Source organism: Pseudomonas sp. 5Vm1k (assembly GCF_056161485.1).
Genome location: NZ_JBSPCZ010000007.1, coordinates 218,063 through 243,956, shown reverse-complemented (window position 1 = coordinate 243,956; position 25,894 = coordinate 218,063). Strand labels below are relative to the sequence as shown.

The window sequence follows — 25,894 nt, the reverse complement described above, 5'->3', positions numbered from 1 at the left end:
AGCAATGCCGCGAGTGATCGTGCAACATTTGCGCACCCGCGCAAGCCCCGGGGCCAAGTACTGGCCAACAGAGGGCAGGGCGCAGCTGTATTTTTGAAACTTCAACTTCCAATGGGTCCTAAAACGACATGGCAAACCCGGACGCCCTGAATCAGCAGCGAGCTTCTAGTCGCCTGCTGCAACCGACCGTCAAATCGCATCTGGCCTACACGCTGCTGTGTGCCCTGGTCATGATGGTCATGTTCAGCCTGCTGCGCGTCGCGCTGCTGGTCTACAACCGATCGATGATCCTCGATACACCGGCTTCGACCTTCCTCGAAGCATTCGCCAATGGCCTGCGTTTCGACCTGCGCATTGTGGTCTATCTCATTATTCCGCTGCTGCTGGCGCTGTTCAGCGCCCGAGCCATGGCGGCTCGCGGGCTCTTCCGATTCTGGTTGACCGTGACCTCCAGCATCGCGTTGTTCCTCGGCCTGATGGAGATGGACTTCTACCGTGAATTCCACCAGCGCCTCAACGGCCTGGTCTTCCAGTACGTAAAAGAAGACCCGAAAACCGTAATGAGCATGCTCTGGTACGGTTTTCCGGTGGTTCGCTACCTGCTGGCCTGGGCCGTGGGTACCTTGATTCTGACCCTGGCATTCAAGGGCGCCGACCGCGCCACCCGTCCACGCGGCCCGTTCAGCGGCGGCAGCATCGGCACTCGCCAGATCGCCCCGTGGTATGCGCGTATCGCGGTGTTCGTGGTTTGTCTGCTGGTCTGCGTGGTTGCCGCCCGCGGCACTCTGCGTCAAGGCCCGCCATTGCGTTGGGGTGACGTTTACACCACCGACTCGAACTTCGCCAACCAGTTGGGCCTCAATGGCACCTTGCAACTGATTGCCGCTGCCAAGAGCCGGATGTCGGACGAGCGCAGCAATATCTGGAAAGCGACGCTGGATCAGCCACTGGCCCAGCAGACCGTGCGTGACATGCTGCTGACCCCGAATGACAAACTGGTCGACGCCGACATTGCAGCAGTGCGCCGTAACTACACGCCTGACGCCAACAAGACGTTGCCGATCAAGAACGTCGTCGTGATCCTGATGGAAAGCTTCGCCGGTCACTCGGTGGGCGCGCTGGGCCGTCCGGGCAATATCACGCCATCCTTCGACAAGTTGTCCAAGGAAGGCCTGTTGTTCGATCGTTTCTTCTCTAACGGCACCCATACCCACCAAGGCATGTTCGCCACCATGGCGTGCTTCCCGAACCTGCCGGGTTTCGAATACCTGATGCAGACCCCGGAAGGCAGCCACAAGTTGTCCGGCTTGCCGCAGTTGCTCAGCGCTCGCGACTATGACGATGTGTACGTTTACAACGGCGACTTCGCCTGGGACAACCAGTCGGGCTTCTTCAGCAACCAGGGCATGACCAACTTCATTGGTCGTAACGATTTCGTGAACCCGGTGTTCTCCGATCCGACGTGGGGCGTGTCCGACCAGGACATGTTCAACCGTGGCCTGGAAGAACTGAAGGCTCGCGATGGCAAGGACAAAAAACCGTTCTATGCCTTGTTGCAAACCCTATCCAACCACACGCCATATGCTTTGCCGACGCCACTGCCGGTGCCGCCTGTGACCGATCGTGGCACCTTGAACGAACACTTGACCGCCATGCGTTACTCCGACTGGGCGCTGGGTCAGTTCTTCGAGAAGGCCCGTAAAGAGCCGTACTTCAATGAAACCTTGTTCGTGATCGTTGGCGACCATGGTTTTGGCGACGAGCAGCAGATCACCGAAATGGACCTGGGCCGCTTTAACGTGCCGATGCTGATGATCGGCCCGGGCATCCAGGAAAAATTCGGTCAGCGTGACCACACCGTGGGCACCCAGATCGACATCGTACCGACCATCATGGGCCGCGTCGGTGGCGATGTGGTTCATCAATGCTGGGGCCGCGACCTGCTGAACCTGCCGGAAGGCGACAAGGGTTTCGGCGTGATCAAGCCTTCGGGCAGCGACCAGACCGTGGCCTTGCTAACCGCCGACCGTGTGCTGGTGTTGCCGAAAGAGATGCCGCCAAAACTGTATCACTACGAACTGGGCGCCAACCCTAAAGGTGAAGTGATTCCAGAGTCGTCTGATGAAGCGGCCCTCAAACAGAAACTCGAGTCGTTCCTGCAAACCGCGACCAAGAGCCTGCTGGATAACACCGCCGGTGTGGTGAACGGCAAGCCGGACTGATCGTTGACGCAATAAAAAAGAGGCCCTTTTCAAGGGCCTCTTTTTTTGGGTCGGTTAAATCTTTATATCTTGCCAAGCAAGAGCAGAATCAACAGCACTACCAACACCACGCCGAGGATACCCGATGGGCCATAACCCCAACTTCTGGAGTGTGGGAAGACTGGCAGACCACCGATCAGCAAGAGGATCAGAATAACGATAAGAATTGTGCCCATGACGATTTCCTTGTTGGAAGTGTTCCGGATTGACCGAATGTTTTAACTATCAGCCGGAATGCGATAAATCCGAACTGCTTACAAAATCCGACTCACGCGAATGAAAGAAAATTCAAAGTTTTTTAATGTTTTTTAGAAACCAGGCTTATTTCGTTTTAGCGATTTGATAGTTGGTTAGTTAAACCGCGTCATCGTTCTTCGCGGGCAAGCCTCGCTCCTACAGGGGGGAGAGTCGATCCCGCATGTGATGACCGATGCAAAACCTGTAGGAGCGAGGCTTGCCCGCGAAGGCCGCGACATGGTCCCAAGCCGTGCGCCGGTTTGCGCGGACCATTCAGCAATCTGATGGAGCGTGGGTCGGGCAATATCCTTCGCTACACTCGGCGCATCTTCCCCAGAACAACAAGGCTGTTTGCTATGCAAAATCGCATGATGATCACTGGCGCAGGCTCAGGCCTGGGTCGCGAAATCGCGCTGCGCTGGGCCCGCGAAGGCTGGCAACTGGCCTTGTCGGATGTCAGCGAACCCGGTCTGCAGGAAACCCTGAAACTGGTGCGCGAAGCGGGCGGTGACGGTTTTATCCAGCGTTGCGATGTGCGCGACTACAGCCAGCTGACCGCGTTCGCCCAGGCGTGCGAAGAGAAGCTCGGTGGCATCGATGTCATCGTCAATAACGCTGGTGTGGCGTCGGGCGGGTTCTTCAGCGAGTTGTCCCTGGAAGACTGGGACTGGCAGATCGCGATCAACCTGATGGGCGTGGTCAAAGGTTGCAAGGCCTTCCTGCCGCTGCTGGAAAAAAGCAAAGGCAAGATCATCAACATCGCGTCGATGGCCGCGCTGATGCAAGGTCCGGCCATGAGCAACTACAACGTGGCGAAGGCCGGCGTGGTGGCGTTGTCCGAAAGCCTGTTGATCGAACTGGCGCAACAGGAAGTCGGCGTGCATGTGGTGTGCCCGTCGTTCTTCCAGACCAACTTGCTGGATTCTTTCCGTGGCCCGACACCGGCCATGAAAGCCCAGGTCGGCAAGTTGCTGGAAAGCTCACCGATTACTGCCACTGACATTGCCGACTACATCTATACGCAAGTGGCCGCCGGTGAATTCATGATCCTGCCCCACGAGCAGGGGCGCATGGCCTGGGCGCTGAAGCAGAAAAATCCGCAACTGCTCTACAACGAAATGACCGTCATGGCCGACAAAATGCGCGCCAAGGCCAAACAATCCGCCGGCTGATCTTGCCCGCCGACAACACCATCGTTAGGGTGGCCGCATTCGGCCATCCTCTACGAGACGTCTGCATGCTCAATTACCTGTGGTTTTTCCTCGCCGCGCTGTTCGAAATCGCCGGCTGCTTCGCGTTCTGGATGTGGCTGCGTCAAGGCAAAAGTGTCTGGTGGGTCATACCGGCGCTGCTGAGCCTGACCTTGTTCGCGTTGTTATTGACCCGGATCGAATCGACCTACGCCGGCCGCGCCTATGCCGCCTACGGTGGCATCTACATCATTGCGTCGATTGGCTGGCTGGCGGTGGTCGAGCGGGTGCGTCCGCTGGGCTCGGACTGGATCGGCGTGGCGCTGTGCGTGGTCGGCGCGTCTGTCATCCTTTTCGGCCCGCGCTTCTCCGCATCCTGAAGGATTAGTCCTTCATTTGGTCGGTTTGCAGGACGTGTCCGTCAGGCGAAATATCCTGCGCTGTAGGGCAAGACTGATTTGCCCGCAGCGCATTGAAGCCCTGACACGCGCCGGGCATCTTCAGGGACCGGTAACCCCTGAAGGATGAAGGCCATGCTTGTACTCAGTCGTGTCGTAGGTGAATTGATTTCCATCGGTGACAACATTTCCGTGCGCATTCTGGCGGTCAACGGCGGCAGCGTGCGCTTCGGCGTCGAAGCGCCGCAAGACGTCAATGTGCACCGAGCTGAAGTCTACGAACGCATCCAGACCAAAACGGCTAAAAGCAAAGGCCGCTGAGCGATTCAGTCGAACAGGTGCTTGGGCACGTCATGCTTGAGCATCAACTGGCATTGCTCGCTGTCCGGGTCGAAAACGATCAGCGCCTGGCCCTTGGTCAGCGCCTGGCGAACCCGCAGTACGCGGGTTTCCAGCGGCGTGTCATCACCATTGTCCGTGCCGTCGCGGGTCACGAAGTCTTCGATCAGGCGGGTGAGAGTGTCGACTTCAAGTTGGTCGTAAGGGATCAGCATAGGCACCTCGGCTAAAACAATGGCGCGATGCTACGGCGAATGAGGTTTTGCGGCTAGCCTTGGTCTCCTGCGGTGTTTGTTCTGACACCTTCGCGGGCAAGCCTCGCTCCTACAGGTTTCGCGCCGATCACGACAGATGGGATCGACACATACCCTGTAGGAGCGAGGCTTGCCCGCGAAGACGATCTTTCAAACACCAAACTTCTCAAGCTGAAAATCAGCTCTCGTTACGCTGCCCAACAAGGCTGTCCACTGACGGCACCCGCGTATCACTTTCCATCTGCGTGTCATGTTCGATCTGATGACTGAATCGGTCCAGCGAACCCTTGGCCGGTTGCGCATCGCTGGCAAACACCGGCGGGCTCAGAATGTACGCGCCGAGCAAACGACTCAACGCCGCCAGGCTATCAATGTGCGTACGTTCGTAGCCATGGGTCGCATCGCAACCAAACGCCAGCAGCGCGGTGCGAATGTCATGCCCGGCGGTCACCGCCGAATGGGCATCGCTGAAGTAATAGCGGAACAGGTCGCGGCGCACCGGCAGGTCGTTGTCGCTGGCCAATCGCAGCAAATGACGCGACAGGTGATAGTCGTACGGGCCGCCGGAATCCTGCATTGCCACGCTCACTGCGTGTTCGCTGGAGTGTTGGCCTGGCGCGACCGGCGCAATGTCGATGCCGACGAATTCGCTGACATCCCACGGCAACGCCGCCGCCGCGCCACTGCCGGTTTCCTCGGTAATGGTGAACAGCGGATGACAGTCGATCATCAGTTCTTCACCGCTGTCGATGATCGCTTTCATCGCCGCCAACAGTGCGGCAACCCCGGCCTTGTCGTCGAGGTGACGGGCGCTGATGTGGCCGCTTTCGGTGAATTCCGGCAACGGGTCGAACGCGACGAAATCACCGACGCTGATCCCCAGGGAATCGCAATCCGCGCGGGTTGCGCAGTAGGCGTCCAGGCGCAATTCGACATGATCCCAACTGATCGGCATTTCATCCACGGCTGTATTGAACGCATGACCGGAGGCCATCAGCGGCAACACGCTGCCACGAATCACGCCGTTGTCGGTAAACAGGCTGACCCGGCTGCCTTCGGCAAAACGGCTGGACCAGCAGCCGACCGGGGCCAGGGTCAAACGCCCGTTATCCTTCACCGCACGCACCGCTGCGCCGATGGTGTCCAGATGCGCAGACACCGCACGGTCCGGGCTGTTTTTCTTGCCCTTGAGGGTGGCGCGGATAGTGCCACGACGGGTCATTTCGAATGGAATGCCCAGCTCTTCGAGCCGCTCGGCGACGTATCGCACGATGGTGTCGGTGAACCCGGTCGGGCTGGGAATGGCGAGCATTTCCAGCAGGACTTTTTGCAGGTAGTTGAGATCCGGTTCTGGAATTTTGCTGGTCATGGAAACTCCTGATGAGTAAACGGCTGATCGTTCCCACGCTCCGCGTGGGAATGCAGCCAGGGACGCTCTGCGTCCCAAGAGCGGACGCGGAGCGTCCGAGGAGTCATTCCCACGCAGACGGTTCGACGCCTCGACGTGGGAACGATCATGAGAGTTTGTATCGCCTGCCAAGGCCTCATCGCGAGCAAGCTCGCTCCCACAGGGGAATGCGGTCGAATGTAGGAGCGAGGCTTGCTCGCGAAGGCGCCAGTCCAGGCACTACATCACTAAGAAACCGCCGGCTGACTGTGCGGAAACAACAAATCCACAAACCGCTCCGCCGTTGGCTGTGGTTCATGATTCGCCAGGCCGGCGCGTTCATTGGCTTCGATAAACACATACTCCGGCTGGTCGGCCGCCGGCACCAACAGGTCGAGCCCGACCATCGGGATATCCAGCGCCCGCGCCGCGCGTACGGCGGCATCTATCAGCGTCGGGTGCAGGATCGCGGTGACATCCTCCAGCACACCACCGGTATGAAGATTCGCCGTACGCCGAACGAACAGATGCTCGCCGGCCGGCAGAATGCTCTCGTAGTCGTAACCCGCCGCCTGCAAGGTGCGCTCGGTTTCGTGGTCCAGCGGGATCTTGCTTTCGCCGCTGGTGGCCGCTTGACGACGCCGGCTCTGGGCTTCGATCAGCGCACCGATGGAATGCTGGCCGTCACCGACCACCTCCGCCGGCCGGCGAATCGCGGCCGCAACCACTTCGAAACCAATCACCACGATTCGCAGGTCAAGACCTTCGTGGAAGCTTTCCAGCAACACACGGGTGTCGAACTGACGCGCCGCTTCGATGGCTTGCTGGACCTCTTCAATGGTCTGCAAATCCACCGCCACGCCCTGGCCCTGCTCACCGTCCAACGGCTTGACGACCACCCGTTCGTGCTCGTCGAGAAACGCCAGGTTATCGTCGCCGTTACCCGCCAGTTGCTGGGAGGGCAGGTTCAAACCGGCTGCTTTCAACACCTTGTGCGTCAGGCTTTTGTCCTGGCACAGGCTCATGCTGATGGCGCTGGTCAAGTCGCTGAGCGATTCGCGGCAGCGCACCCGGCGCCCGCCATGGCTGAGGGTAAACATCCCGGCGTCGGCGTCATCGACCTGCACATCAATGCCGCGTCGGTGAGCTTCCTCGACGATGATCCGCGCATACGGATTGAACTCGGCTTCCGGCCCCGGCCCAAGAAACAACGGCTGATTGATGCCGTTCTTGCGCTTGATGGCGAAGGTCGAGAGGTTACGAAAACCGAGCTTGGCGTAGAGACTTTTCGCCTGGCGGTTGTCGTGCAACACCGACAGGTCCAGGTAACTCAGCCCACGGCTCATAAAGTGCTCGATCAGATGCCGCACCAGCACTTCGCCGACACCGGGCCGCGAACAATGTGGGTCGACCGCCAGGCACCAGAGGCTGCTGCCGTTTTCCGGATCGTTGTAGGCTTTGTGATGATTGAGGCCCATGACGCTGCCGATAATCGCGCCGCTGTCCTCGTCTTCCGCCAGCCAATACACCGGACCGCCCATATGACGCGGGGTTAGCAATGACGGATCGATCGGTAACATGCCGCGCGCCTGATACAGCAGATTGATCGCCTGCCAATCCGCCTCGCTCTGGGCCCGGCGAATACGGAAGCCGCGAAACACCCGGGTCGACTGGCGATAATCGCTGAACCACAGGCGCAAGGTGTCCGACGGATCAAGAAACAACTGAGCCGGCTCCAGCCCCAACACTTGCTGGGGCGCCGCCACATACAGGGCGATATCGCGCTCGCCGGGATGTTCGTTGAGCAATTCCTGGGCGATGCTCGCCGGATCAGGAAACGTATGCCCGATCAGCAACCGGCCCCAACCGCAATGCACCGCAATCGGCGCCGCACCGAGTTCACTGCCGTCCTCGGCCAGGCGCGCTTGCAAGCGTTCGTAAGTGGGTGACTGACCGCGCAACAAGCGTTGGCTGTAAGCCGTAGCATGGGGTTTCATCGATCAGAGTCCTTGTTCACTGAGCCACAGGTTCAGCGCCGCCAATTGCCACAGCTTGGAGCCGCGCAACGGGGTCAACTGGCCTTGCGGGTCGGTCAGCAAGCGGTCGAGCATGGCCGGTTTGAACAGGCCGCGATCCTGGCTTGGATCGAGCAGCAGTTCGCGCACCCAGTTCAGCGTATCGCCCTGCAGATGCTTGAGGCCGGGCACCGGGAAGTAGCCCTTTTTGCGGTCGATCACTTCGCTTGGAATGACCAGTCGCGCGGCTTCTTTCAGCACTTGCTTGCCGCCATCCGGCAGTTTGAATTTGCCCGGCACCCGGGCCGACAATTCCACCAGGCGATAGTCAAGAAACGGCGTGCGCGCTTCCAGGCCCCAGGCCATGGTCATGTTGTCGACGCGTTTGACCGGGTCGTCTACCAGCATGATCGTGCTGTCCAGACGCAAAGCTTTATCCACCGCCGCATCGGCGCCGGGTTGTGTGAAATGTTCCTTCACGAAGTCGCCCGCCGCGTCATTCGCCGTCAGCCATTTCGGCTGCACAGTGGCGGCGTACTCTTCGTAGCTGCGGTCGAAAAACGCATCACGATAGGCCGCATACGGATCGGCCGCGCCGTCCACTTGTGGGTACCAGTGATAACCGGCGAACAACTCGTCCGCGCCCTGGCCGCTTTGCACCACCTTGCAGTGCTTGGCCACTTCCCGGGACAACAGATAGAAGGCAATGCAGTCATGGCTGACCATCGGCTCGCTCATGGCGCGGAACGCCGCGGGCAGTTGCTCGATGATCTCGCTTTCCTGGATGCGCAACTGATGATGCTGGGTGCCGTAGTGCTTGGCGATCAGGTCCGAATACTGGAACTCGTCGCCGCGTTCGCCGCCGGCATCCTGGAAGCCGATGGAAAAGGTCGACAGGTTCTCCACGCCGACTTCACGCAACAGACCGACCAGCATGCTCGAATCGACACCGCCGGACAGCAGCACGCCGACATCGACGGCGGCACGCTGACGGATCGCTACCGCGTCGCGGGTGCTGTCGAGCACACGGTCACGCCAGTCTTCCAGGGTCAGGTTCATCTCATCGGCGTGGGGACCGTAGGGCAGGGTCCACCAGGTTTTCTGCTCGGTGGTGCCATCCGCCTCGATGCGCATCCAGGTCGCCGGCGGCAGTTTTTCGATGCCCGCAATCAAGGTGCGCGGGGCCGGGACCACCGCGTGGAAATTCAGATAGTGATTGAGTGCCACCGGATCGAGCATCGGGCTGATATCGCCGCCCTTGAGCAGCGCCGGCAACGCCGAGGCAAAGCGCAAACGCTGGCCGGTGCGCGACAGGTACAACGGCTTGACGCCGAGACGGTCACGGGCGATGAACAGACGTTTGGCGTCGCGCTCCCAGATAGCGAAGGCGAACATGCCATTGAGCTTGGGCAGCAGTGCTTCACCCCAGGCGTGATAGCCCTTGAGCAGCACTTCGGTGTCGCCGCCGGAATAGAAGGCATAACCGAGGCTTTCGAGCTCGGTGCGCAGTTCCGGGAAGTTGTAGATCGCGCCGTTGAAGGCCAGGGACAAGCCCAGTTGGTTGTCGATCATCGGCTGCGCCGAGCCGTCCGACAGGTCCATGATTTTCAGGCGACGATGGCCCAGGGCAATCGGCCCTTGGCTGTGAAAACCCCATGCATCCGGGCCGCGAGGAGCCAGGTGATGGGTAATCCGTTCAACGGCCGCGAGGTCCGCAGGTTGATGATCGAAGCGTAACTCGCCAGCTAATCCGCACATAAAGTCCTTACCGGTTTTTCCGTTGGGGAGGGTCAATCGCTACCGCGCCAAAACGGCGGGTACTCTGAAACTGACCCGATGGGTTGGCGGGAGTTTTAGATCGATCGGTTATAAGTAGCAGGGCGGGGCTGTTGCGGACAAAGCTAGAACCTGTCCCCGTAGGGGTTGTTCGGCAGTCAGTTGCTACGCCGTCGCTTTGTAGCCGTGAAGGCACAACGGCAGGGGCGCCAGGTGGTAGATAGTTATAGGAAGCATGCGAGTTACTGCTTGAAACAGTGCCGGAACGCCCCAGTTTTCGCGTTTTTTTTCCTGATGCAGAGTCGATAGGTTAAGGGGCTACTGACCTGCAATAAGGATATTGCTGATGTTGACCCCGCAAACGCCGGTGCCGGTGCGCCGGCCATTGAGTCACACCGAAACCCTCACCGCCCTGCTGGAAGCCACCGGGGATCTGGACATCGCCGAGACGTTGCAAAAGGGCCTTCCTGCCTGGTTACTCAAGGCATCCTCGACGGTGCTCGCGGCCCTCGACACGGAGGCGCGAGAGCTGCTGGTCTACCAGCAAAAATTCGAATTGCTGATGCAGAAACTGCAACCGCTGGACACTTTTTGCGCGTCGCAACTGTCGAGTGCGCTGAGCAAAAAGTGGCCCGTGGCTTTCGATGTGAACCACGATGCACTGGTGCTTCCCGGGTTCGACTGTGGCTGCGATGGCGCACAGACGGAAACCGAGGGGGTGATCAAAATCCCCTCGATCCGGCGCAGTTTGCTGCAGGCCGCGATGCAAAACTTCACCACCGCTGAAACCGAAAAGGACGGGTTTCCAGCCGAAAGCACGGTCGCTGTCGCCTCGGCCCCGAAAGGTCTGGCGGGCCTGACACCACAAGCCTTTGCCACCCTCTGTCGAGAGCTCGACCTGGGCCAGCGCTATCAAGACCATATCCGCGAAGTGTTCCAATTACCGACGACTTCGGACGGCCTGGTCAACGACCTCAAGTGGCTCAAGATCAAGAAACTCAGGGTCGATGCGCACCTGGCATTTATGAAACAACACATCAGTGAAGCCGCCTATAAAACCCTGCTTACGCTCAACACCCAAAGCGGAACAGGCAACGAGACGGGCCTCCAGAAAATCACCCACGGCAATGAACCGCTGATCATCCAGGGCATGGAATTGTTCGGCACCTGTGTGTGGGGCGTGGTGGTGTTCTCCAAGCGTTCGGTTGAAACATACCCGAATGATTGGTGCGTGGTTTACATGCCCAACGAACCGGGCCGGCCGCTCTACGAATACAAGACCTTTGCCGAGTTCAAGTTGTATCTGTGCCTGAAGTTGAAGGTGAACAGCTACAAGGACTACTTCGCCCACGGCATTGAAGAAGACCAGAAACTGGCGTTCTTCAAGTCGGCGGCGCAGGCCGCCAACCTGGACACCTTCAAGGCGCTGCCGATCACGGTGTCGCTCTCCCAATTCATGATCCAGAGTGCCCTCGGCAAGATGCAGATCGATGCACGGGAGATGGCCGTGCCGACGGCGGATGTGGATGAAGAGGTGCACAAGAAGCGGTTGGAGAGCTTCATTGAACTTGGTTTGACGGTCGCCAATGTCGCAGCATTGTTTGTCCCTGTGCTGGGGCAGTTGATGATCGGCGTCAGCGTCGCGATGGTGCTGGCCGAAGTCTATGACGGTGTGCAGGACTGGCAACACGGCGACAAACAGGAAGCCCTTTCCCACCTGCTCAGCGTCGCGGAAAACCTTGCCCTGATGGGCGCCTTTGCCGTCGGCGGCAAAGTGGCCGGTTCCCTGATCAAGAAAACCGTGCGCGAACACCCGGAGTTTTTCAGTCAGTTCGAACCGATGACCAACGGCAGCGGCAAGCCGCGTCTATGGAAGACCGACCTCCAGCCGTACAAGCGTCCACTCAGTTTGCTGAGTGGACGGGCTGCCGATGCCGAAGGGGTTTACCAGGTTGACGGACATCCACACATCCGCATCGACGACAGTACTTATCGGATTCACTACGACCCGGCGCTGAAAAAATGGCGGGTGGGTCATCCTTCGCGGGTCGATGCGTTTTCTCCGGTCCTGGAACACAACGGCGAGCGTGGCTGGCGCCTGGCATTTGAGCAACCCCATCAATGGCGTGAAGGCAGCTATGCGCTCAAACGTGCGGATTCACGGCTGGCGGCGCTGGAGGACAGTCGGGTGGAGAACCTTCGCCGTGTTACCGGAACCTCAGTTCCCGACCTGCATCATCTCAACGAAGAAAGCCAGGTGTTGAGCGCCCGGTTGAAGGACAGCATCGAGCGTTTTCGCCTGGACCAGCGAATCCGTGACTGTATCGCCGCTTTGGAAGCAGGCGATCCACTCAGTGCCAAGCATGCGCCGGAGCACCTGCTGGCCTTGCCATCGATGAGCGGCTGGCCAGCCGGGCGATATATCCGGGTGCTGGGGCGCGATCAAAAAGTCAGCGCGGTGTATCCGAAAACCGCCCGTGTCGCTGACGAAGACCTGGCCGTTGATGTCACTGAAACAGATCTGACCCAGGGCAAGTTGTTCGAGAAAGTGGTGGCTGGCTTGTACCAGACTGAGGTGGACACCTTGATCGGAGCTAAAGCGAGCACTGAAAAGGAAGTCGATGCACTGGCCAAAAAACTCGCCACTTCGTTGAAGCAGGATCGCTTGCCACTGTTCAATCGCTTGTATGCGCTGCACGACGTCAGCACGGCGAGTGACGTGGAAGTCGTCAGAAAGGCATTTGCCCAGTTGCCCGTCGACATGGCGCAGGAACTGATCGATCAGGCCAGTAGCGTCGAGCGTTTGCGGCTGCGGGCCACGAAGCGCATACCGATGGGGCTGACGCAAAAGTCTCGCGAAGCCTTGGCGCAGGTGCAACTGGACAAAGCCATCAGCGGCTTGTACTTGCCAGAAATCGCCAGTGGCGACAGCGAAAAACTGGCGCTGGCCTTGCTCGAACACGTGCGTGGTTGGGACAGCAAAATGTTGCTTGAAGTGCGTGAAGGCTCAGTCACCGGCAACGTGCTGCACAGTGTTGGTCAGCAGGGCAGTGTGTTGAAGCGCACCGTCGTTAAATCATCGGCCGGCTACCAGGCTTTTGGCAGCGATGGAAAGTCCCTCGCCCCGGCGGCAAAAGGTCCGGACGCCTTGTACGAAGCCATCGTGCAAGCCCTTCCTGCAACACAACGGACGGCCATGGGGCTGGGTAATCAACTGCCGGCACAAGCCGGGCTGTTGCGCGGCCAATTGTTGACCCGGGCCACGGAAGAACGTGAGGTGTGTGCCCGTTTACTGGCAGGTAAACCGTTGGCCGAAACAGCGACGCCGGTTTCCTGTATCCAGGCTGACCCGGCACTGCCGTCATCGACCCACGCCCGTACCTTGGTGCGCAAAGTGAAGAAGCTCTATCCGCTGCTGACGGATAGACAGATCCATACCCTGCTCGATGGTTTGAGCTCCGACCACCTGACCAGGGCCACGGCGGTCAAGCAGCGCAAGGTACAACTCGAAACCCTGCGCGGGTTACTCAAGGCCTGGCGCAACGATGAGGCTGACATGCGCAAGCTGCCAGGCGCCTTGACTGAGTACAAACAAAGTCGTCGCCAAGTGGCCGATGCCATTGAGAACAGCTGGAGGCGACTGGGTTTGCTGCGCGACGAGCAGGGGCGCAGTGTGCCGGGGCTGAGCCTGGATGGCATGCGGGGCGGCAATCTGCCGACACTGCCGGCCGATATCGACTTCAGCCATATACAGCGCCTGTCATTGAAAGGCATGCAGCAGGGCGACGAAGTAGTGCACTTCCTGAAGTCCTTCAAAGGCCTTGAATCCCTGGAACTGGACGGTAACCAAATAACCGCGTTGCCCGACGCATTGGCGCAGATGCCCAAGCTCATCCATTTGAGCCTGGCGAACAACCGGTTGCGCTTGTCCGAGGCCACCCTGGTGAAACTGGCGGCCATGCGTTCACTGGAATCGTTGAACCTGAGCAAAAACGCGCTGGGCGCTACCCCCGATGTCAGCAAGATGTTCGATTTGCGTCTGCTGTCGTTGCGTGACACCGCAGCCACGGAGTTGCCCAAAGGCCTGATCCGGCTGCCTAACCTGAACTTCGTCGACTTGCGCGAGAACAGCATCAGGACACTGCCCGACTGGCTGTTCGATGTTTCCACACGCTTGAGTAAAAGCATCAACCTGCGAACCAACACCCTGGACGACGCCAGTCGCCTCAAGCTCGAAACCTATCGGGATAACACTGGCGTGGGCATGGGCTATTTCGACGATGACATCGCCCGCATGAACGAACAGAGCGCCAAGGCGCTTTGGCTGCCGGAGGAAACCAGAGTCACCTATACCCGGCGCGGTGAGATCTGGAACGCGTTCAGGGATGATCCACAGTCCGAAAGTCTGTTCCAGTTGCTGGCCGAGTTGGGGAATACCGCCGACAGCGAATATGTTCGAGAGGACATGACCCGCAGAGTCTGGTCGGTGCTGGAGGCGGCTTATGGCGATGCGGTGTTGCGCGACCAAGTGCTGAATCAGGCGGCAAACCCGATCAATTGTACGGATACAGCGGCGATGAACTTCAGCAACCTGGAAGTGGCCGTGGAGGTCGATAAGGTGCGGCGACTGTCCGGCAACACCGCAACCTCGGCCAAGCCATTGCTGCAACTGGGGCGAGTGCTGTTTCGAATCGAGCGGTTGAATGCCATCGCCGTGGAACATAAAGCCACCCATCCGGCGGTGGATCCACTGGAGGCCAACCTGGCTTATCGAACGGGTCTGGCGGAGGATCTGCAATTGCCGGGGCAGCCCAAGTACATGCGTTTTTCTTCCCTTGGCGATGTGACAGCCACCGACATCGCGTCGGCGAAAACCCAAATCCTCGCCGCTGAGCTTTCCCCAGCGTTGCGCGGGTCCCTGGCGAAGCAGTACTTCTGGGCCGATTACCTGAGGCAGCATTCGCCCAAGGCGTTCTCGACGATGAATGCGCCATTTCAAACTCGCCTGGGCAAGGTGTTCGAAAAGGCTTCAACCTTGAAGGATGCCGATTACCGAGGGCAGGTCGAGGCGATCAATAAGGAACGCGAACTGGCCGAGACGAAGCTGTTGGAACGTTTGACGGACGAGGCCATGAAGCGCGTTGATCTGGGTTTGTGTGCCATTGCCGAGGTTTGACTCAACTGCCGCGAATCAACCGGCGCAAGGCAAAGCGGTTCGGATGACAGGCCTCGGCCACGGCGCGCGGCAACGGCAGCGGTTCATTTTCCAGCCACGCGGCCAGCAACTCGCCGGACAGCGGTGCAGTGATCAAGCCCCGTGAGCCATGACCGCTGTTGACGTACAAGCCACCGAGCCAGGGGCAGGGGACGTCGGGCACTTGCCGGGCATCCTTGCTCAGGGCGGCATAGGCCTGGCTGAACGCTTGGCCGTCGGCGAGCGGGCCGACGATGGGCAGGTAGTCGGGGCTGGTGCAACGAAACGCCGCGCGACCTTGCAGCTGTTCGGCGTCCAGTTGATCGGCGTGCAAACGGCTGACCAGATCGCTGGAAATCTCTTCCAGCAATTGCAGGTTGCCCAGATGTTCGGCGGTGGTTGGCGTCAGGTCATCGCTGTTGAAATCGAAACTGGCGCCCAGGGTGTGTTCGCCCAAGCGCGCCGGTGCGACATACCCTTCGGCGCAGACCACTGTGGCCAGGCTCTGGCTCTCGGTGGTTTGTGCCAGTCGGGTGATTTGCCCGCGGATCCGCTTGAGCGGCAGGTCGGCACTTTGCGTAAAACGTTTGATCTCGGCGGCACCAGCCAGCACCACCACCGGTGCGCTGGCGAGCAAAGTGTCGCCGTCCCAGGCTTGCCACTGGTCATCGACCTTGCGCAGTTCCAGCACATCGCGATGGGTCAACAATTGAATATTGGGTTGGGTTGCCTGCCACTGACACAACGCCGGCGGATGCACCCAGCCACCTTCGGGATAGAACAAGCCGCCATGGGCCAAGGCAATGCCGGCCCGCGCCTCGGCTTGCGGCTGATCCAGCACATGCAGCAAGTGCGCAGGAAACGCCGCCGCCAATTGCGCCTGACGCTCGGCTTCCTTGGCATTGAACGCCAGTTGCAGCACGCCGCAACCGTCCCAGTCGACACCGCGATGCAAGTGTTCGAGCACCCGTCGGGTGTGGCCGAAACCGCTGACGATCAGTTGCGACAACGCAGTGCCATGAGCCGACAGCTTGAGGTACAGCACGCCTTGCGGATTGCCCGAGGCTTCCTGGGCGATGTCGGCATGCCGTTCCAGCAAACTTACCTGCCAACCCCGCGCAGCGAGGCTGGCCGCGCTGGCACAACCGGCCAGTCCGGCGCCGATCACCAAGGCGCGGCGTTCGCCGTTATGCACGGGTAGGCGAGCGAACCAGGGTTTGGCGGCGGTAGGTGCCGCCACCTCGGCGGGCCATCCGAGAAAGGCGCCCCGCAGGATTTCCCATTTGTGGCCGATGCCCGGTGTGCGCTTCATCTTGAAGCCTGCGGCGTTGAGCAGCCGACGCACCCAACCAGTGCTGGTAAAAGTGCTGATGGTCGAGTCAGGAGCGGCCAGGCGCGCCAGTTCAGCGAACAGCTCGGCGGTCCACATGTCGGGGTTTTTCGCCGGGGCAAAACCGTCGAGAAACCACGCATCGATCTGTGCGTCCAGTTGTGGCAACTGTTCCAGCGCATCGCCGATCAGCAAGGTCAGGGTTACCCGACCGTTATCCAGCACCAGCCGTTGAAAGCCTTGATGGATCGCCACGTATTGGGCCAGCAACTGATCGGCGAATGGCTTGAGTTCCGGCCACAGCGCCAGCGCCCGTTTCAGGTCCGGGGCGGTCAGCGGGTATTTTTCCACGCTGACAAAATGCAGTCGCGCACCGGCCACGGCCTGCTCTTCGAACAACTGCCAGGCGCAGAGGAAATTCAACCCGGTGCCGAAACCGGTCTCGCCAATCACCAGACGACCGTCGGCGGGCAACGCGGCAAAGCGTTCCTTCAGACGGTTTTGTTCGATGAACACGTAGCGGGTTTCGTCCAACCCGGACAGGTCGGAAAAATACACATCATCGAACACCCGCGAGTGCGGGCGTCCCTGGTCGTCCCAGTCGAGCTGGGCGTTGGGCAATTCGGGGTTCATGGCAGGCTCGGCAACGGCAAGGCGGGCATTCTATCTGATCGGTGGGGGTGTGCTTGATCCATGGCATGTCCTTAGACAGGTAAGGCGGTCAAGATCAAAAGATCGCAGCCTTCGGCGGCGCTCACAGGGATACGCATTCCATGTAGGAGCTGTCGAGTGCAACGAGGCTGCGATCTTTTGATCTTGCTCTTGATCTTGAACTTCTCCCCCCGCTGGAGAGGTCAATCCGCTAGTCTTGCTCAATCTTGGAAGGGAGCCACCCATGTTCGAATCTGCCGAAATCGGTCACGCCATCGACAAAGAAACCTACGACGCTGAAGTGCCGGTCCTGCGGGAAGCCTTGCTCGAAGCGCAGTTTGAACTGCAGCAACAACAACGTTTTCCGGTGATCATTTTGATCAATGGCATCGAAGGTGCGGGCAAAGGCGAGACAGTCAAGTTGCTCAACGAGTGGATGGACCCGCGCCTGATCGAGGTGCGCACCTTCGACCAGCAGACCGACGAAGAGCTGGCGCGGCCACCGGCCTGGCGCTATTGGCGGATGCTCCCGGCCAAGGGCCGCATGGGGATTTTCTTTGGCAACTGGTACAGCCAGATGCTGCAAGGGCGCGTCCATGGCGATTTCAAGAATGCGGTGCTCGACCAGGCGATCAACCAGTCCGAACGCCTGGAGAAAATGCTCTGCGATGAAGGCGCGCTGATCTTCAAGTTCTGGTTTCACCTCTCCAAGCAGCAAATGAAGGCGCGCCTCAAGGCGCTCGCCGACGACCCATTGCACAGTTGGCGCATAAGCCCGCTGGACTGGCAGCAATCGCAGACCTACGACAAATTTGTGAAATACGGCGAGCGCGTGCTGCGCCGCACCAGTCGCGACTATGCGCCCTGGCATGTGATCGAAGGCGTCGATCCGCATTACCGCAGTCTGGCGGTGGGGCAGATTTTGCTCGAAGGCCTGCAAAATGCCTTGAAGCGGCCCAAGGTCCATCCGGACAAGGTCAACGCGGCGCCGCTGCCCATTCATGTCGATCAAATGAACCTGCTCGACAGCCTGGATTTGACCCAGAGTCTGGAGAAAGACGATTACGAAGAACAACTGATTACCGAGCAGGCACGGTTCTCCGGCCTGATGCGCGACAAACGCATGCGTCAGCACGCCTTGGTGGCGGTGTTTGAAGGCAATGATGCAGCGGGCAAAGGCGGGGCGATTCGTCGGGTCGCGGCAGCCCTCGACCCGCGTCAGTACAGCATCGTGCCGATTGCCGCGCCGACCGAAGAGGAGCGGGCGCAACCGTATCTGTGGCGTTTCTGGCGACACCTCCCGGCCAAGGGCAAGTTCACCGTGTTCGACCGCTCCTGGTACGGTCGGGTGCTGGTGGAGCGCATCGAAGGTTTCTGCCCTCCGGCAGACTGGCTGCGGGCTTACAGCGAGATCAACGATTTCGAAGAGCAGATCTCCGAGTCCCACGTCATCGTGGTCAAGTTCTGGCTGGCCATCGACAAGCAGACGCAACTGGAGCGCTTCCAGGCTCGGGAGGACATCCCCTTCAAACGCTTCAAGATCACCGAAGACGACTGGCGCAACCGCGACAAGTGGGACGCCTACCGCGCTGCCGTCGGCGACATGGTCGACCGCACCAGCACCGAGATCTCGCCCTGGACGCTGGTGGAAGCCAATGACAAGCGCTGGGCGCGGGTCAAAGTGTTGCGCACGATCAACCGGGCGCTGGAAGAAGCGTTCGAAAAGGCCGACAAGAAGGCCAGGAAGCACAAGAAGTAGGGCGATGGTTACGCATACGCGAGGTGAATGATTGTCGCGGTCGGTAATGGGGTGGACTTATGCTCGGTCCATTCTCAACCGACAACAACAATGAGGTATGCCATGCGTGAAGTGGTGATCGTCGACAGCGTACGGACCGGCCTGGCCAAATCCTTTCGCGGCAAGTTCAATCAGACCCGACCGGACGACATGGCGGCCCACTGCGTCAATGCGCTGCTCACGCGCAACGACATCGACCCGGCCAGTGTCGAGGATTGCATCGTCGGCGCCGGCTCCAACGAAGGCGCCCAGGGCTACAACATCGGGCGTAACGTCGCGGTGCTCTCGCACTTGGGCATCGGCACCGCCGGCATGACCCTCAACCGTTTCTGTTCCTCGGGCCTGCAAGCCATTGCGATTGCTGCTAACCAGATCGCCTCGGGTTGCAGCGACATCATTGTGGCCGGTGGCGTCGAGTCCATCAGCCTGACGATGAAAAGCGTCAACACCGACAACCTGATCAACCCGTTGCTCAAGGAGCACGTGCCGGGCATCTATTTTCCGATGGGCCAGACCGCCGAAATCGTCGCCCGACGCTACAACGTCAGCCGCGAAGAACAGGATCTGTACGCGTTGCAGAGTCAGCAACGAACCGCGCAGGCCCAGGCCGCCGGGTTGTTTGATGATGAAATCGTGCCGATGGCGGTCAAGTACCGGGTTGAAGACAAAGCCACCGGCCAGGTGCAGATTCTCGATGGCATCGTCGAACACGATGATTGCAACCGCCCGGACACCACCCTGCAAAGCCTTGCCGGTTTGAAACCAGTGTTTGCCGAGGACGGTTCGGTGACGGCGGGTAACTCGTCGCAGTTGTCGGACGGTGCGTCCATGACCCTGGTGATGAGCCTGGAAAAAGCCCTGAAGTTGGGCTTGAAACCGAAAGCGTTCTTCCGTGGTTTCACCGTCGCCGGTTGCGCGCCGGATGAAATGGGCATCGGCCCGGTGTTCTCGGTGCCGAAGTTACTCAAAGCCAAGGGTTTGCGGATCGCCGATATCGATTTGTGGGAACTCAACGAAGCGTTCGCGTCCCAGTGCCTGTACAGCCGTAATCGGCTGGAAATCGATAACGCGAAATACAACGTCAATGGCGGTTCGATTTCCATTGGTCATCCGTTCGGCATGACCGGGTCGCGTCAGGTCGGGCATATCGTGCGTGAACTGCAACGGCGCAACTTGCGCTATGGCGTGGTGACCATGTGCGTGGGCGGCGGAATGGGGGCGACGGGGTTGTTTGAGGCGGTGCGTTAAACCGGCAGATTTGTTTTGCCTATTGTGGCGAGGGGGCTTGCCCCCGTTGGACTGCGCAGCAGTCCCTTATGTTCTGGTGTACGGGGGGCCGCTTCGCGGCCCAACGGGGGCAAGCCCCCTCGCCACATTACCGGTTTTTGCTCAGAAGCTGCATCCGCTCGATATACGCTTGTATCTCCCGCGCCGCCGCTTCGGGATTGTCGAACGGCCCCTCGAGGGTGTTTTCCCGAGTGCTGAAATACAACTCCCCATTCACACGACACATCCGGTCACTGCGAAAGTGCGTGGCGGGGGCGTTGTCCTGGGCGCGCATGCCGTACATGGCGATCTCCTGAGGGTGGGTCCTGTTTGCGGATCCAATGAGCTTATGCCTGAAGTACTTGCGGCGCCTGGCGACCTGATCGACGGCACTTCGTCAATTTAGCGTTGCGACCTGCACAGTTTCATTCGCGGCCAACCCACAACTGTCCCTGTGTGCCACACGGCGCTGAGCCTAGAATGACGATTCTCGTCACTGGGCTTTGGGGTCGGCATGCATATTTCATCGGGTCGCTGGGTGTACGGTCTGTTCCTGGCGTTGCTGACCGCTCTGCTGTGGGGCATTTTGCCGATCAAACTCAAGCAAGTGCTGGTGGTGATGGACCCGGTGACGGTGACCTGGTTTCGCCTGCTGGTGTCCGGCGGTTGCCTGTTCCTTTATCTGGCGGCGACCAAGCGCCTGCCAAGCCGCAAAGTGCTCGGCCCGAAGGGCGGCTGGCTGGTGCTGATGGCGGTGCTCGGCTTGGTCGGTAACTACGTGCTGTACCTGATGGGCCTGAACCTGCTCAGTCCCGGCACCGCGCAACTGGTGGTGCAGATGGGGCCGATCATGTTGCTGATCGCCAGCCTGTTTGTGTTCAAGGAACGCTTCAGCATCGGGCAGGGGATTGGCCTGTTGGTGCTGCTGATCGGTTTCGGGCTGTTTTTCAATCAGCGGTTGGCCGAATTACTGACGTCCCTGACCGATTACACCGCCGGCGTATTGATGGTGCTGGCGGCATCCACCGTCTGGACGTTCTATGCGCTGGGGCAGAAACAATTGCTGACGGTGTGGAATTCGTTGCAGGTGATGATGGTGATCTACCTGTTCTGCGCGCTGCTGCTGACACCGTGGGTGCATCCGCTGGAAGCGCTGGACCTGAGCCCGCGCCAAGGCTGGCTCCTGCTGGCGTGCTGCATGAACACATTGATTGCTTATGGCGCGTTTGCTGAAGCGCTGGCGCACTGGGAGGCTTCGCGAGTCAGTGCGACGCTGGCGATTACGCCGTTGGTGACGTTTGTCGCGGTAGCCGTGGCGGCGTGGGCATGGCCGGAGTATGTGCATGCAGAGACCATCAATGGTCTGGGTTATGGCGGGGCGGTGTTGGTGGTGCTGGGGTCGGCGCTGGTGGCGTTGGGGCCGTCGTTGATGGCGGGGCTGCGGGCGCGGCGGGTACGGGTGGCGGCCAGTTAGACCGCATCATCGTTCTTCGCGGGCAAGCCTCGCTCCCACAGGGGGAATGCGAAAACCCCTGTAGGAGCGAGGCTTGCCCGCGAAGACTGACTGTCAGGCGCTACAAACCTCAGCCCTTGGCCCCAGCCTCCAGCATATTCTCCGGCCGCACCCACGCATCGAACTGCTCATCGGTCAGATAACCCAACTGCAATGCCGCCTCGCGCAAGGTCAGCCCTTCGGCATACGCCTTCTTGGCAATCTCTGCCGACTTGTCGTAGCCAATGTGCGGGTTCAACGCGGTCACCAGCATCAGGCCACGTTCCAGGTGTTCCGCCATTTTCTCGGCATCCGGTTCCAACCCAGCGATGCAATGCTGCTGGAAGTTGCTGCAGCCATCGGCCAGCAGGCGAATCGATTGCAGCAGGTTGTGGATGATCACCGGTTTGAACACGTTCAATTGCAGGTGACCCTGGCTCGCGGCAAAGCCGATCGCCACATCGTTGCCCATCACTTGGCACGCCAGCATCGACAGGGCTTCGCACTGGGTCGGGTTGACCTTGCCGGGCATGATCGAACTGCCGGGCTCGTTGGCTGGCAGCTTCACTTCGGCGAAACCGGCACGCGGGCCGGAGCCGAGCAAACGCAGGTCGTTGGCGATTTTCATCAGGGTCACGGCCAGGGTTTTCAACGCGCCGGACAACGTGGTCAGCGGTTCATGACCGGCGAGGGCCGCGAATTTGTTTGGCGCAGTGACGAACGGCAAACCGGAGAGCGCGGCCAGTTCGGCAGCGATAGCTTCGCCAAAGCCGTGGGGCGAATTCAGCCCAGTGCCCACCGCCGTGCCGCCCTGGGCCAGTTCACAGACCTGCGGCAACGCGCTGCGGATCGCCCGTTCGGCGTAATCCAGCTGCGCGATGAATGCGGACAGTTCCTGGCCGAAAGTGATCGGCGTCGCATCCATCATATGGGTGCGACCGGTCTTGACCAGTTTCATGTGCCGCGCCGACAGTTCAGCCAGCCCGCCAGACAATTCCCCGATCGCCGGCAGCAAATGCTGCTGCACCGCCTGAACGGTGGCGATGTGCATGGCGGTGGGGAAGCAGTCGTTGGAACTCTGGGAGCGATTCACATGATCGTTGGGGTGCACCGGCGACTTGCCGCCGCGGGCGTTGCCGGCCAGTTCGTTGGCGCGACCGGCGATCACTTCGTTGACGTTCATGTTGCTCTGGGTACCGCTGCCGGTCTGCCACACCACCAGCGGGAACTGGTCGTCATGGCTGCCGTCGAGGACTTCATCGGCCGCTTGCTCGATCAGCCGGGCGATGTCCGCCGGTACGTCGCCATTGCGGTCATTGACCCGGGCTGCGGCTTTCTTGATCAGCGCCAGTGCGTGCAGGACCGCCAGGGGCATACGTTCCTGACCGATGGCGAAGTTGATCAGCGAACGTTGGGTCTGAGCGCCCCAGTAGGCATCATCCGGGACGTCCACTTCACCAAGGCTGTCGGTTTCGATACGGCTCATCGGTCACACTCCTGAATGTCTGATTGCGCAGTTTAGGCCGTGTTCGGCCGCTGTGGTTCCATCAGTCTGTTTTTTGACCACTCAACCCTGGAAATCAGGCGCCATAAGGGGTAGGGGTTGAGCCATGACGTTTTTTAGGCGCAGAATGGTCGCCCTTGGGGTTTTACCTCGCCTGCTAGAAAAGGAAACTCGATGACTCGTCTTCGTGCCATCTGTACCGCGGTTGCACTGGTTTGCGCCAGCGGCCAGGTTTTTGCCGATACCGCCAGCCACAACGCCAGTGCCGAAGCTTTCCTGACCCTGGCGCACGCTGACAAATTGGGCACTCCGGTGTACATGCAAGTGCAGCAAATGTTCGCTCAGCGCTTTGAACAGACCAAAGCTCCTGAATCGAAAAAAGCCCTGCTGGAAACCTACCAGGCCAAGGCCAACGCCGCTCTGGATCAAGCCATTGGCTGGAACAAGCTGAAACCTGACATGGTCAAGCTGTACACCACCAACTTCAGCGAATCCGAGCTCAAGGACCTGGTTGCGTTCTACCAGTCGCCACTGGGTAAAAAAGTCCTGGAAAAAATGCCGCAGCTGACTCAGCAATCGGCCCAGATGACCCAGGCCAAGCTTGAAAGCGCCGTGCCTGTGGTCAACAAGCTGCTGGCTGACATGACCGCCGAGCTGGAGCCTAAAGGCGCCGCTGCTCCTGCCGTCAAGAAAAAGCCTTAAGCGGAGTTCGGTATGACCATGCAACAACGCATCGAATCGACGCTGGGGCTGCTCCAGCCCGAGCACCTGCAAGTGCTGGATGAAAGCCACATGCACAGCCGTGGGTTGCAAACCCACTTCAAGGCCGTGGTGGTCAGCCAGCAGTTTGAAGGGCTCAATCGCGTCAAGCGTCACCAGAAGGTCTACGGCACGCTGGGCGAGCTGATGGGTGAGTTTCATGCGTTGGCGCTGCATACCTACACGCCGCAAGAATGGGCACAGATGGATGCGGCTCCGGCCTCACCGACCTGTGCTGGCGGCAGCAAGCATTGATGATCTGCCACCAGTAGGAGCGAGGCTTGCCCGCGAAGGCGTACTCAAGATCGCCTTCGCGGGCAAGCCTCGCTCCTACAGAAGCGTTTATTTTTGCTAGAATCCGCAACGCGCCGCTCACCCGGCGCGTTTTTTTTCGCATCCGGTTCACCCCTTACGAGGGTAGCCACCTGGAGAATCACCCATGACACAACAGATTGTCGTGGCGGCACTGTATAAGTTCGTCACCCTGGAAAACTACGTCGAAATGCGCGAGCCATTGCTGCAAGCGATGGTCGACAACGGCATCAAAGGCACCCTGCTGATCGCCGAAGAAGGCATCAACGGCACCGTGTCCGGCAGCCGCGAAGGCATCGACGGGCTGATGGCCTGGCTCAAGAACGACCCGCGCATGGACGACATCGATCACAAAGAATCGTACTGCGACGACCAGCCGTTCTACCGCACCAAGGTCAAGCTGAAGAAAGAAATCGTTACCCTTGGCGTTGAAGGCGTAGACCCGAACAAAGCGGTCGGCACCTACGTTGATCCGCAGAATTGGAATGCGCTGATCAGCGACCCGCAAGTGCTGCTGATCGACACCCGCAACGACTACGAAGTCGCGATTGGCACCTTCGAAGGCGCCATCGATCCGAAAACCACCAGTTTTCGCGAATTCCCCGACTACATCAAAGAACACTTCGACCCGGCCGTGCACAAGAAAGTCGCGATGTTCTGCACCGGCGGTATTCGTTGCGAGAAGGCTTCGAGCTATATGCTCAGCCAAGGCTTCGACGAGGTCTATCACCTCAAGGGCGGCATCCTGAAGTACCTCGAAGAGGTGCCGCAGGAAGAAACCAAGTGGCAGGGCGACTGCTTCGTGTTCGACAACCGCGTGACCGTGCGCCACGATTTGAGCGAAGGCGACTACGATCAGTGTCATGCCTGTCGTACACCGATCAGCGTCGAAGACCGCGCATCCGAGCACTACGTGGCCGGCATCAGTTGCCCGCATTGCTGGGATAAGCTGAGCGAGAAAACCCGTCGCAGCGCCATCGATCGGCAGAAGCAAATCGAACTGGCCAAGGCGCGCAATTTGCCGCACCCGATCGGTTACAACTACAAGCAAACCCCTTCCGAGGCTTGAATCCATGTCTGCTCGCCGCCTGCTCTATGTGATGGACCCGATGTGTTCCTGGTGCTGGGGCTTCGCACCGGTGGCTGAAGCGCTGGTCGAGCAGGCGCAGACGGCGGGTGTGGAGTTGCATCTGGTGGTGGGCGGTTTGCGCACCGGCAGCGGCTCGGCACTGGAGCCGACCACCCGGCGCTACATTCTTGAGCACTGGCAAGCGGTCACCGAGGCGACCGGTCAGCCGTTCAAGACTGAAGGCGCGTTGCCTGACGGCTTTGTCTACGACACCGAGCCTGCTTGCCGGGCGCTGGTGACGGCGCGCAGCCTGGCACCGGATTGCGCCTGGAAACTGCTCGGGCTGATCCAGCACGCGTTTTACGCCGAAGGTCGCGACGTCACCCACGCCAGCGTGTTGGTGGAGTTGGCGGAGCAGGCCGGTTTGCCGCGCATCGAGTTCGCCGCCGCGTTCGACCGTGCCGACCAGCACGCTGCCACCGCCGCCGATTTCACCTGGGTTCAGGACCTCGGCATCGCCGGGTTCCCGACCTTGTTGGCCGAACGCGATGGGCAATTGGCGTTGTTGACCAACGGCTACCAACCCCTGAGTGTCCTGTCACCGCTGCTCGGCCGCTGGCTGGAGCGCGCTGCCTGTGCATGATCTGCCCGATGATGCACCT

The 25,894-nt window shown here is 59.9% G+C and carries 20 protein-coding genes; 12 read left to right on the top strand and 8 right to left on the bottom strand.

Translation table 11 applies throughout. From position 1 onward, the window contains the following. Positions 1 to 128: 128 nt before the first annotated feature. On the top strand, positions 129 to 2,222 hold the full coding sequence (locus ACWIKB_RS16350) for an LTA synthase family protein (RefSeq protein WP_475268133.1): 2,094 nt from the start codon (positions 129 to 131) through the stop codon (positions 2,220 to 2,222). A gap of 62 nt (positions 2,223 to 2,284) precedes the next feature. Here the strand turns inward: ACWIKB_RS16350 and ACWIKB_RS16345 are convergent, their stop codons facing one another. Continuing rightward, the gene (locus tag ACWIKB_RS16345) at positions 2,285 to 2,443 is read right to left on the bottom strand and encodes a DUF3309 family protein (RefSeq protein ID WP_177331420.1); all 159 of its coding nucleotides are present in this window, start codon (positions 2,441 to 2,443) and stop codon (positions 2,285 to 2,287) included. A 411-nt stretch (positions 2,444 to 2,854) separates the two neighbouring features. Between ACWIKB_RS16345 and ACWIKB_RS16340 the strand changes: the two genes are divergently transcribed. The 3 genes from ACWIKB_RS16340 to csrA all read left to right on the top strand — a co-directional run bounded on the left by ACWIKB_RS16340 (position 2,855) and on the right by csrA (position 4,407). Then, positions 2,855 to 3,670, top strand: a complete 816-nt coding sequence (locus ACWIKB_RS16340; RefSeq protein WP_403027107.1) for an SDR family oxidoreductase — start codon at positions 2,855 to 2,857, stop codon at positions 3,668 to 3,670. A gap of 65 nt (positions 3,671 to 3,735) precedes the next feature. Further along, on the top strand, positions 3,736 to 4,068 hold the full coding sequence (locus ACWIKB_RS16335) for a YnfA family protein (protein ID WP_475268131.1): 333 nt from the start codon (positions 3,736 to 3,738) through the stop codon (positions 4,066 to 4,068). A gap of 153 nt (positions 4,069 to 4,221) precedes the next feature. Beyond that, positions 4,222 to 4,407 (top strand): carbon storage regulator CsrA, encoded by a 186-nt coding sequence (gene csrA / locus ACWIKB_RS16330; protein WP_475268129.1) that lies wholly within the window; start codon positions 4,222 to 4,224, stop codon positions 4,405 to 4,407. A gap of 5 nt (positions 4,408 to 4,412) precedes the next feature. Here csrA and ACWIKB_RS16325 read toward each other — a convergent pair whose 3' ends face one another. The 4 genes from ACWIKB_RS16325 to ACWIKB_RS16310 all read right to left on the bottom strand — a co-directional run bounded on the left by ACWIKB_RS16325 (position 4,413) and on the right by ACWIKB_RS16310 (position 9,839). Further along, entirely contained in the window at positions 4,413 to 4,640 is a 228-nt protein-coding gene (locus tag ACWIKB_RS16325) for a YheU family protein (protein ID WP_010461751.1), read from the bottom strand. Between the two features lie 217 nt (positions 4,641 to 4,857). Next, a complete protein-coding gene (locus ACWIKB_RS16320; RefSeq protein ID WP_054051863.1) occupies positions 4,858 to 6,048 on the bottom strand; it encodes an osmoprotectant NAGGN system M42 family peptidase in 1,191 nt (396 codons plus the stop codon). Positions 6,049 to 6,314: 266 nt separating this feature from the next. Continuing rightward, positions 6,315 to 8,063, bottom strand: a complete 1,749-nt coding sequence (gene ngg, locus ACWIKB_RS16315) for an N-acetylglutaminylglutamine synthetase (RefSeq protein WP_475268126.1) — start codon at positions 8,061 to 8,063, stop codon at positions 6,315 to 6,317. Positions 8,064 to 8,066: 3 nt separating this feature from the next. After that, positions 8,067 to 9,839, bottom strand: coding sequence for an N-acetylglutaminylglutamine amidotransferase (locus ACWIKB_RS16310; protein ID WP_475268124.1), 1,773 nt, complete (start codon positions 9,837 to 9,839; stop codon positions 8,067 to 8,069). 364 nt (positions 9,840 to 10,203) lie between these two features. On the opposite strand from ACWIKB_RS16310, the gene ACWIKB_RS16305 reads away from it, so the two are divergent. After that, entirely contained in the window at positions 10,204 to 15,033 is a 4,830-nt protein-coding gene (locus ACWIKB_RS16305) for an NEL-type E3 ubiquitin ligase domain-containing protein (RefSeq protein ID WP_475268123.1), read from the top strand. Position 15,034: 1 nt separating this feature from the next. Here the strand turns inward: ACWIKB_RS16305 and mnmC are convergent, their stop codons facing one another. Beyond that, on the bottom strand, positions 15,035 to 17,014 hold the full coding sequence (gene mnmC / locus ACWIKB_RS16300; protein ID WP_475268121.1) for a bifunctional tRNA (5-methylaminomethyl-2-thiouridine)(34)-methyltransferase MnmC2/FAD-dependent 5-carboxymethylaminomethyl-2-thiouridine(34) oxidoreductase MnmC1: 1,980 nt from the start codon (positions 17,012 to 17,014) through the stop codon (positions 15,035 to 15,037). Positions 17,015 to 17,276: 262 nt separating this feature from the next. On the opposite strand from mnmC, the gene pap reads away from it, so the two are divergent. Further along, positions 17,277 to 18,791: a polyphosphate:AMP phosphotransferase gene (gene pap, locus ACWIKB_RS16295; RefSeq protein WP_475268119.1), complete on the top strand. Its 1,515-nt coding sequence runs from the start codon at positions 17,277 to 17,279 to the stop codon at positions 18,789 to 18,791. A gap of 102 nt (positions 18,792 to 18,893) precedes the next feature. Beyond that, complete coding sequence (locus ACWIKB_RS16290) at positions 18,894 to 20,078, top strand: thiolase family protein (protein ID WP_475268118.1); 1,185 nt, start codon at positions 18,894 to 18,896, stop codon at positions 20,076 to 20,078. A gap of 127 nt (positions 20,079 to 20,205) precedes the next feature. Here ACWIKB_RS16290 and ACWIKB_RS16285 read toward each other — a convergent pair whose 3' ends face one another. Then, the gene (locus tag ACWIKB_RS16285) at positions 20,206 to 20,400 is read right to left on the bottom strand and encodes a DUF6316 family protein (RefSeq protein ID WP_475268116.1); all 195 of its coding nucleotides are present in this window, start codon (positions 20,398 to 20,400) and stop codon (positions 20,206 to 20,208) included. A 210-nt stretch (positions 20,401 to 20,610) separates the two neighbouring features. On the opposite strand from ACWIKB_RS16285, the gene ACWIKB_RS16280 reads away from it, so the two are divergent. Continuing rightward, positions 20,611 to 21,570: a DMT family transporter gene (locus ACWIKB_RS16280; protein ID WP_475268114.1), complete on the top strand. Its 960-nt coding sequence runs from the start codon at positions 20,611 to 20,613 to the stop codon at positions 21,568 to 21,570. 109 nt (positions 21,571 to 21,679) lie between these two features. Here the strand turns inward: ACWIKB_RS16280 and ACWIKB_RS16275 are convergent, their stop codons facing one another. Further along, on the bottom strand, positions 21,680 to 23,074 hold the full coding sequence (locus ACWIKB_RS16275) for a class II fumarate hydratase (protein ID WP_475268112.1): 1,395 nt from the start codon (positions 23,072 to 23,074) through the stop codon (positions 21,680 to 21,682). Positions 23,075 to 23,266: 192 nt separating this feature from the next. Between ACWIKB_RS16275 and ACWIKB_RS16270 the strand changes: the two genes are divergently transcribed. The 4 genes from ACWIKB_RS16270 to ACWIKB_RS16255 all read left to right on the top strand — a co-directional run bounded on the left by ACWIKB_RS16270 (position 23,267) and on the right by ACWIKB_RS16255 (position 25,875). Further along, a complete protein-coding gene (locus ACWIKB_RS16270) occupies positions 23,267 to 23,794 on the top strand; it encodes a DUF2059 domain-containing protein (protein WP_475268110.1) in 528 nt (175 codons plus the stop codon). 12 nt (positions 23,795 to 23,806) lie between these two features. Continuing rightward, complete coding sequence (locus ACWIKB_RS16265; protein ID WP_475268108.1) at positions 23,807 to 24,106, top strand: BolA family protein; 300 nt, start codon at positions 23,807 to 23,809, stop codon at positions 24,104 to 24,106. Between the two features lie 184 nt (positions 24,107 to 24,290). After that, positions 24,291 to 25,232 (top strand): oxygen-dependent tRNA uridine(34) hydroxylase TrhO, encoded by a 942-nt coding sequence (trhO, locus tag ACWIKB_RS16260; RefSeq protein ID WP_475268106.1) that lies wholly within the window; start codon positions 24,291 to 24,293, stop codon positions 25,230 to 25,232. Between the two features lie 40 nt (positions 25,233 to 25,272). Continuing rightward, positions 25,273 to 25,875: a DsbA family protein gene (locus ACWIKB_RS16255; RefSeq protein ID WP_475268247.1), complete on the top strand. Its 603-nt coding sequence runs from the start codon at positions 25,273 to 25,275 to the stop codon at positions 25,873 to 25,875. Positions 25,876 to 25,894: the final 19 nt, after the last annotated feature.

Coding starts and splice junctions, on each gene's coding strand:
- ACWIKB_RS16350 (WP_475268133.1), top strand. CDS start 129: ATGGCAAACCCGGACGCCCTGAATCAGCAGCGAGCTTCTAGTCGCCTG.
- ACWIKB_RS16340 (WP_403027107.1), top strand. CDS start 2,855: ATGCAAAATCGCATGATGATCACTGGCGCAGGCTCAGGCCTGGGTCGC.
- ACWIKB_RS16335 (WP_475268131.1), top strand. CDS start 3,736: ATGCTCAATTACCTGTGGTTTTTCCTCGCCGCGCTGTTCGAAATCGCC.
- csrA (WP_475268129.1), top strand. CDS start 4,222: ATGCTTGTACTCAGTCGTGTCGTAGGTGAATTGATTTCCATCGGTGAC.
- ACWIKB_RS16325 (WP_010461751.1), bottom strand. CDS start 4,640: ATGCTGATCCCTTACGACCAACTTGAAGTCGACACTCTCACCCGCCTG.
- ACWIKB_RS16320 (WP_054051863.1), bottom strand. CDS start 6,048: ATGACCAGCAAAATTCCAGAACCGGATCTCAACTACCTGCAAAAAGTC.
- ngg (WP_475268126.1), bottom strand. CDS start 8,063: ATGAAACCCCATGCTACGGCTTACAGCCAACGCTTGTTGCGCGGTCAG.
- ACWIKB_RS16310 (WP_475268124.1), bottom strand. CDS start 9,839: ATGTGCGGATTAGCTGGCGAGTTACGCTTCGATCATCAACCTGCGGAC.
- ACWIKB_RS16305 (WP_475268123.1), top strand. CDS start 10,204: ATGTTGACCCCGCAAACGCCGGTGCCGGTGCGCCGGCCATTGAGTCAC.
- mnmC (WP_475268121.1), bottom strand. CDS start 17,014: ATGAACCCCGAATTGCCCAACGCCCAGCTCGACTGGGACGACCAGGGA.
- pap (WP_475268119.1), top strand. CDS start 17,277: ATGTTCGAATCTGCCGAAATCGGTCACGCCATCGACAAAGAAACCTAC.
- ACWIKB_RS16290 (WP_475268118.1), top strand. CDS start 18,894: ATGCGTGAAGTGGTGATCGTCGACAGCGTACGGACCGGCCTGGCCAAA.
- ACWIKB_RS16285 (WP_475268116.1), bottom strand. CDS start 20,400: ATGTACGGCATGCGCGCCCAGGACAACGCCCCCGCCACGCACTTTCGC.
- ACWIKB_RS16280 (WP_475268114.1), top strand. CDS start 20,611: ATGCATATTTCATCGGGTCGCTGGGTGTACGGTCTGTTCCTGGCGTTG.
- ACWIKB_RS16275 (WP_475268112.1), bottom strand. CDS start 23,074: ATGAGCCGTATCGAAACCGACAGCCTTGGTGAAGTGGACGTCCCGGAT.
- ACWIKB_RS16270 (WP_475268110.1), top strand. CDS start 23,267: ATGACTCGTCTTCGTGCCATCTGTACCGCGGTTGCACTGGTTTGCGCC.
- ACWIKB_RS16265 (WP_475268108.1), top strand. CDS start 23,807: ATGACCATGCAACAACGCATCGAATCGACGCTGGGGCTGCTCCAGCCC.
- trhO (WP_475268106.1), top strand. CDS start 24,291: ATGACACAACAGATTGTCGTGGCGGCACTGTATAAGTTCGTCACCCTG.
- ACWIKB_RS16255 (WP_475268247.1), top strand. CDS start 25,273: ATGTGTTCCTGGTGCTGGGGCTTCGCACCGGTGGCTGAAGCGCTGGTC.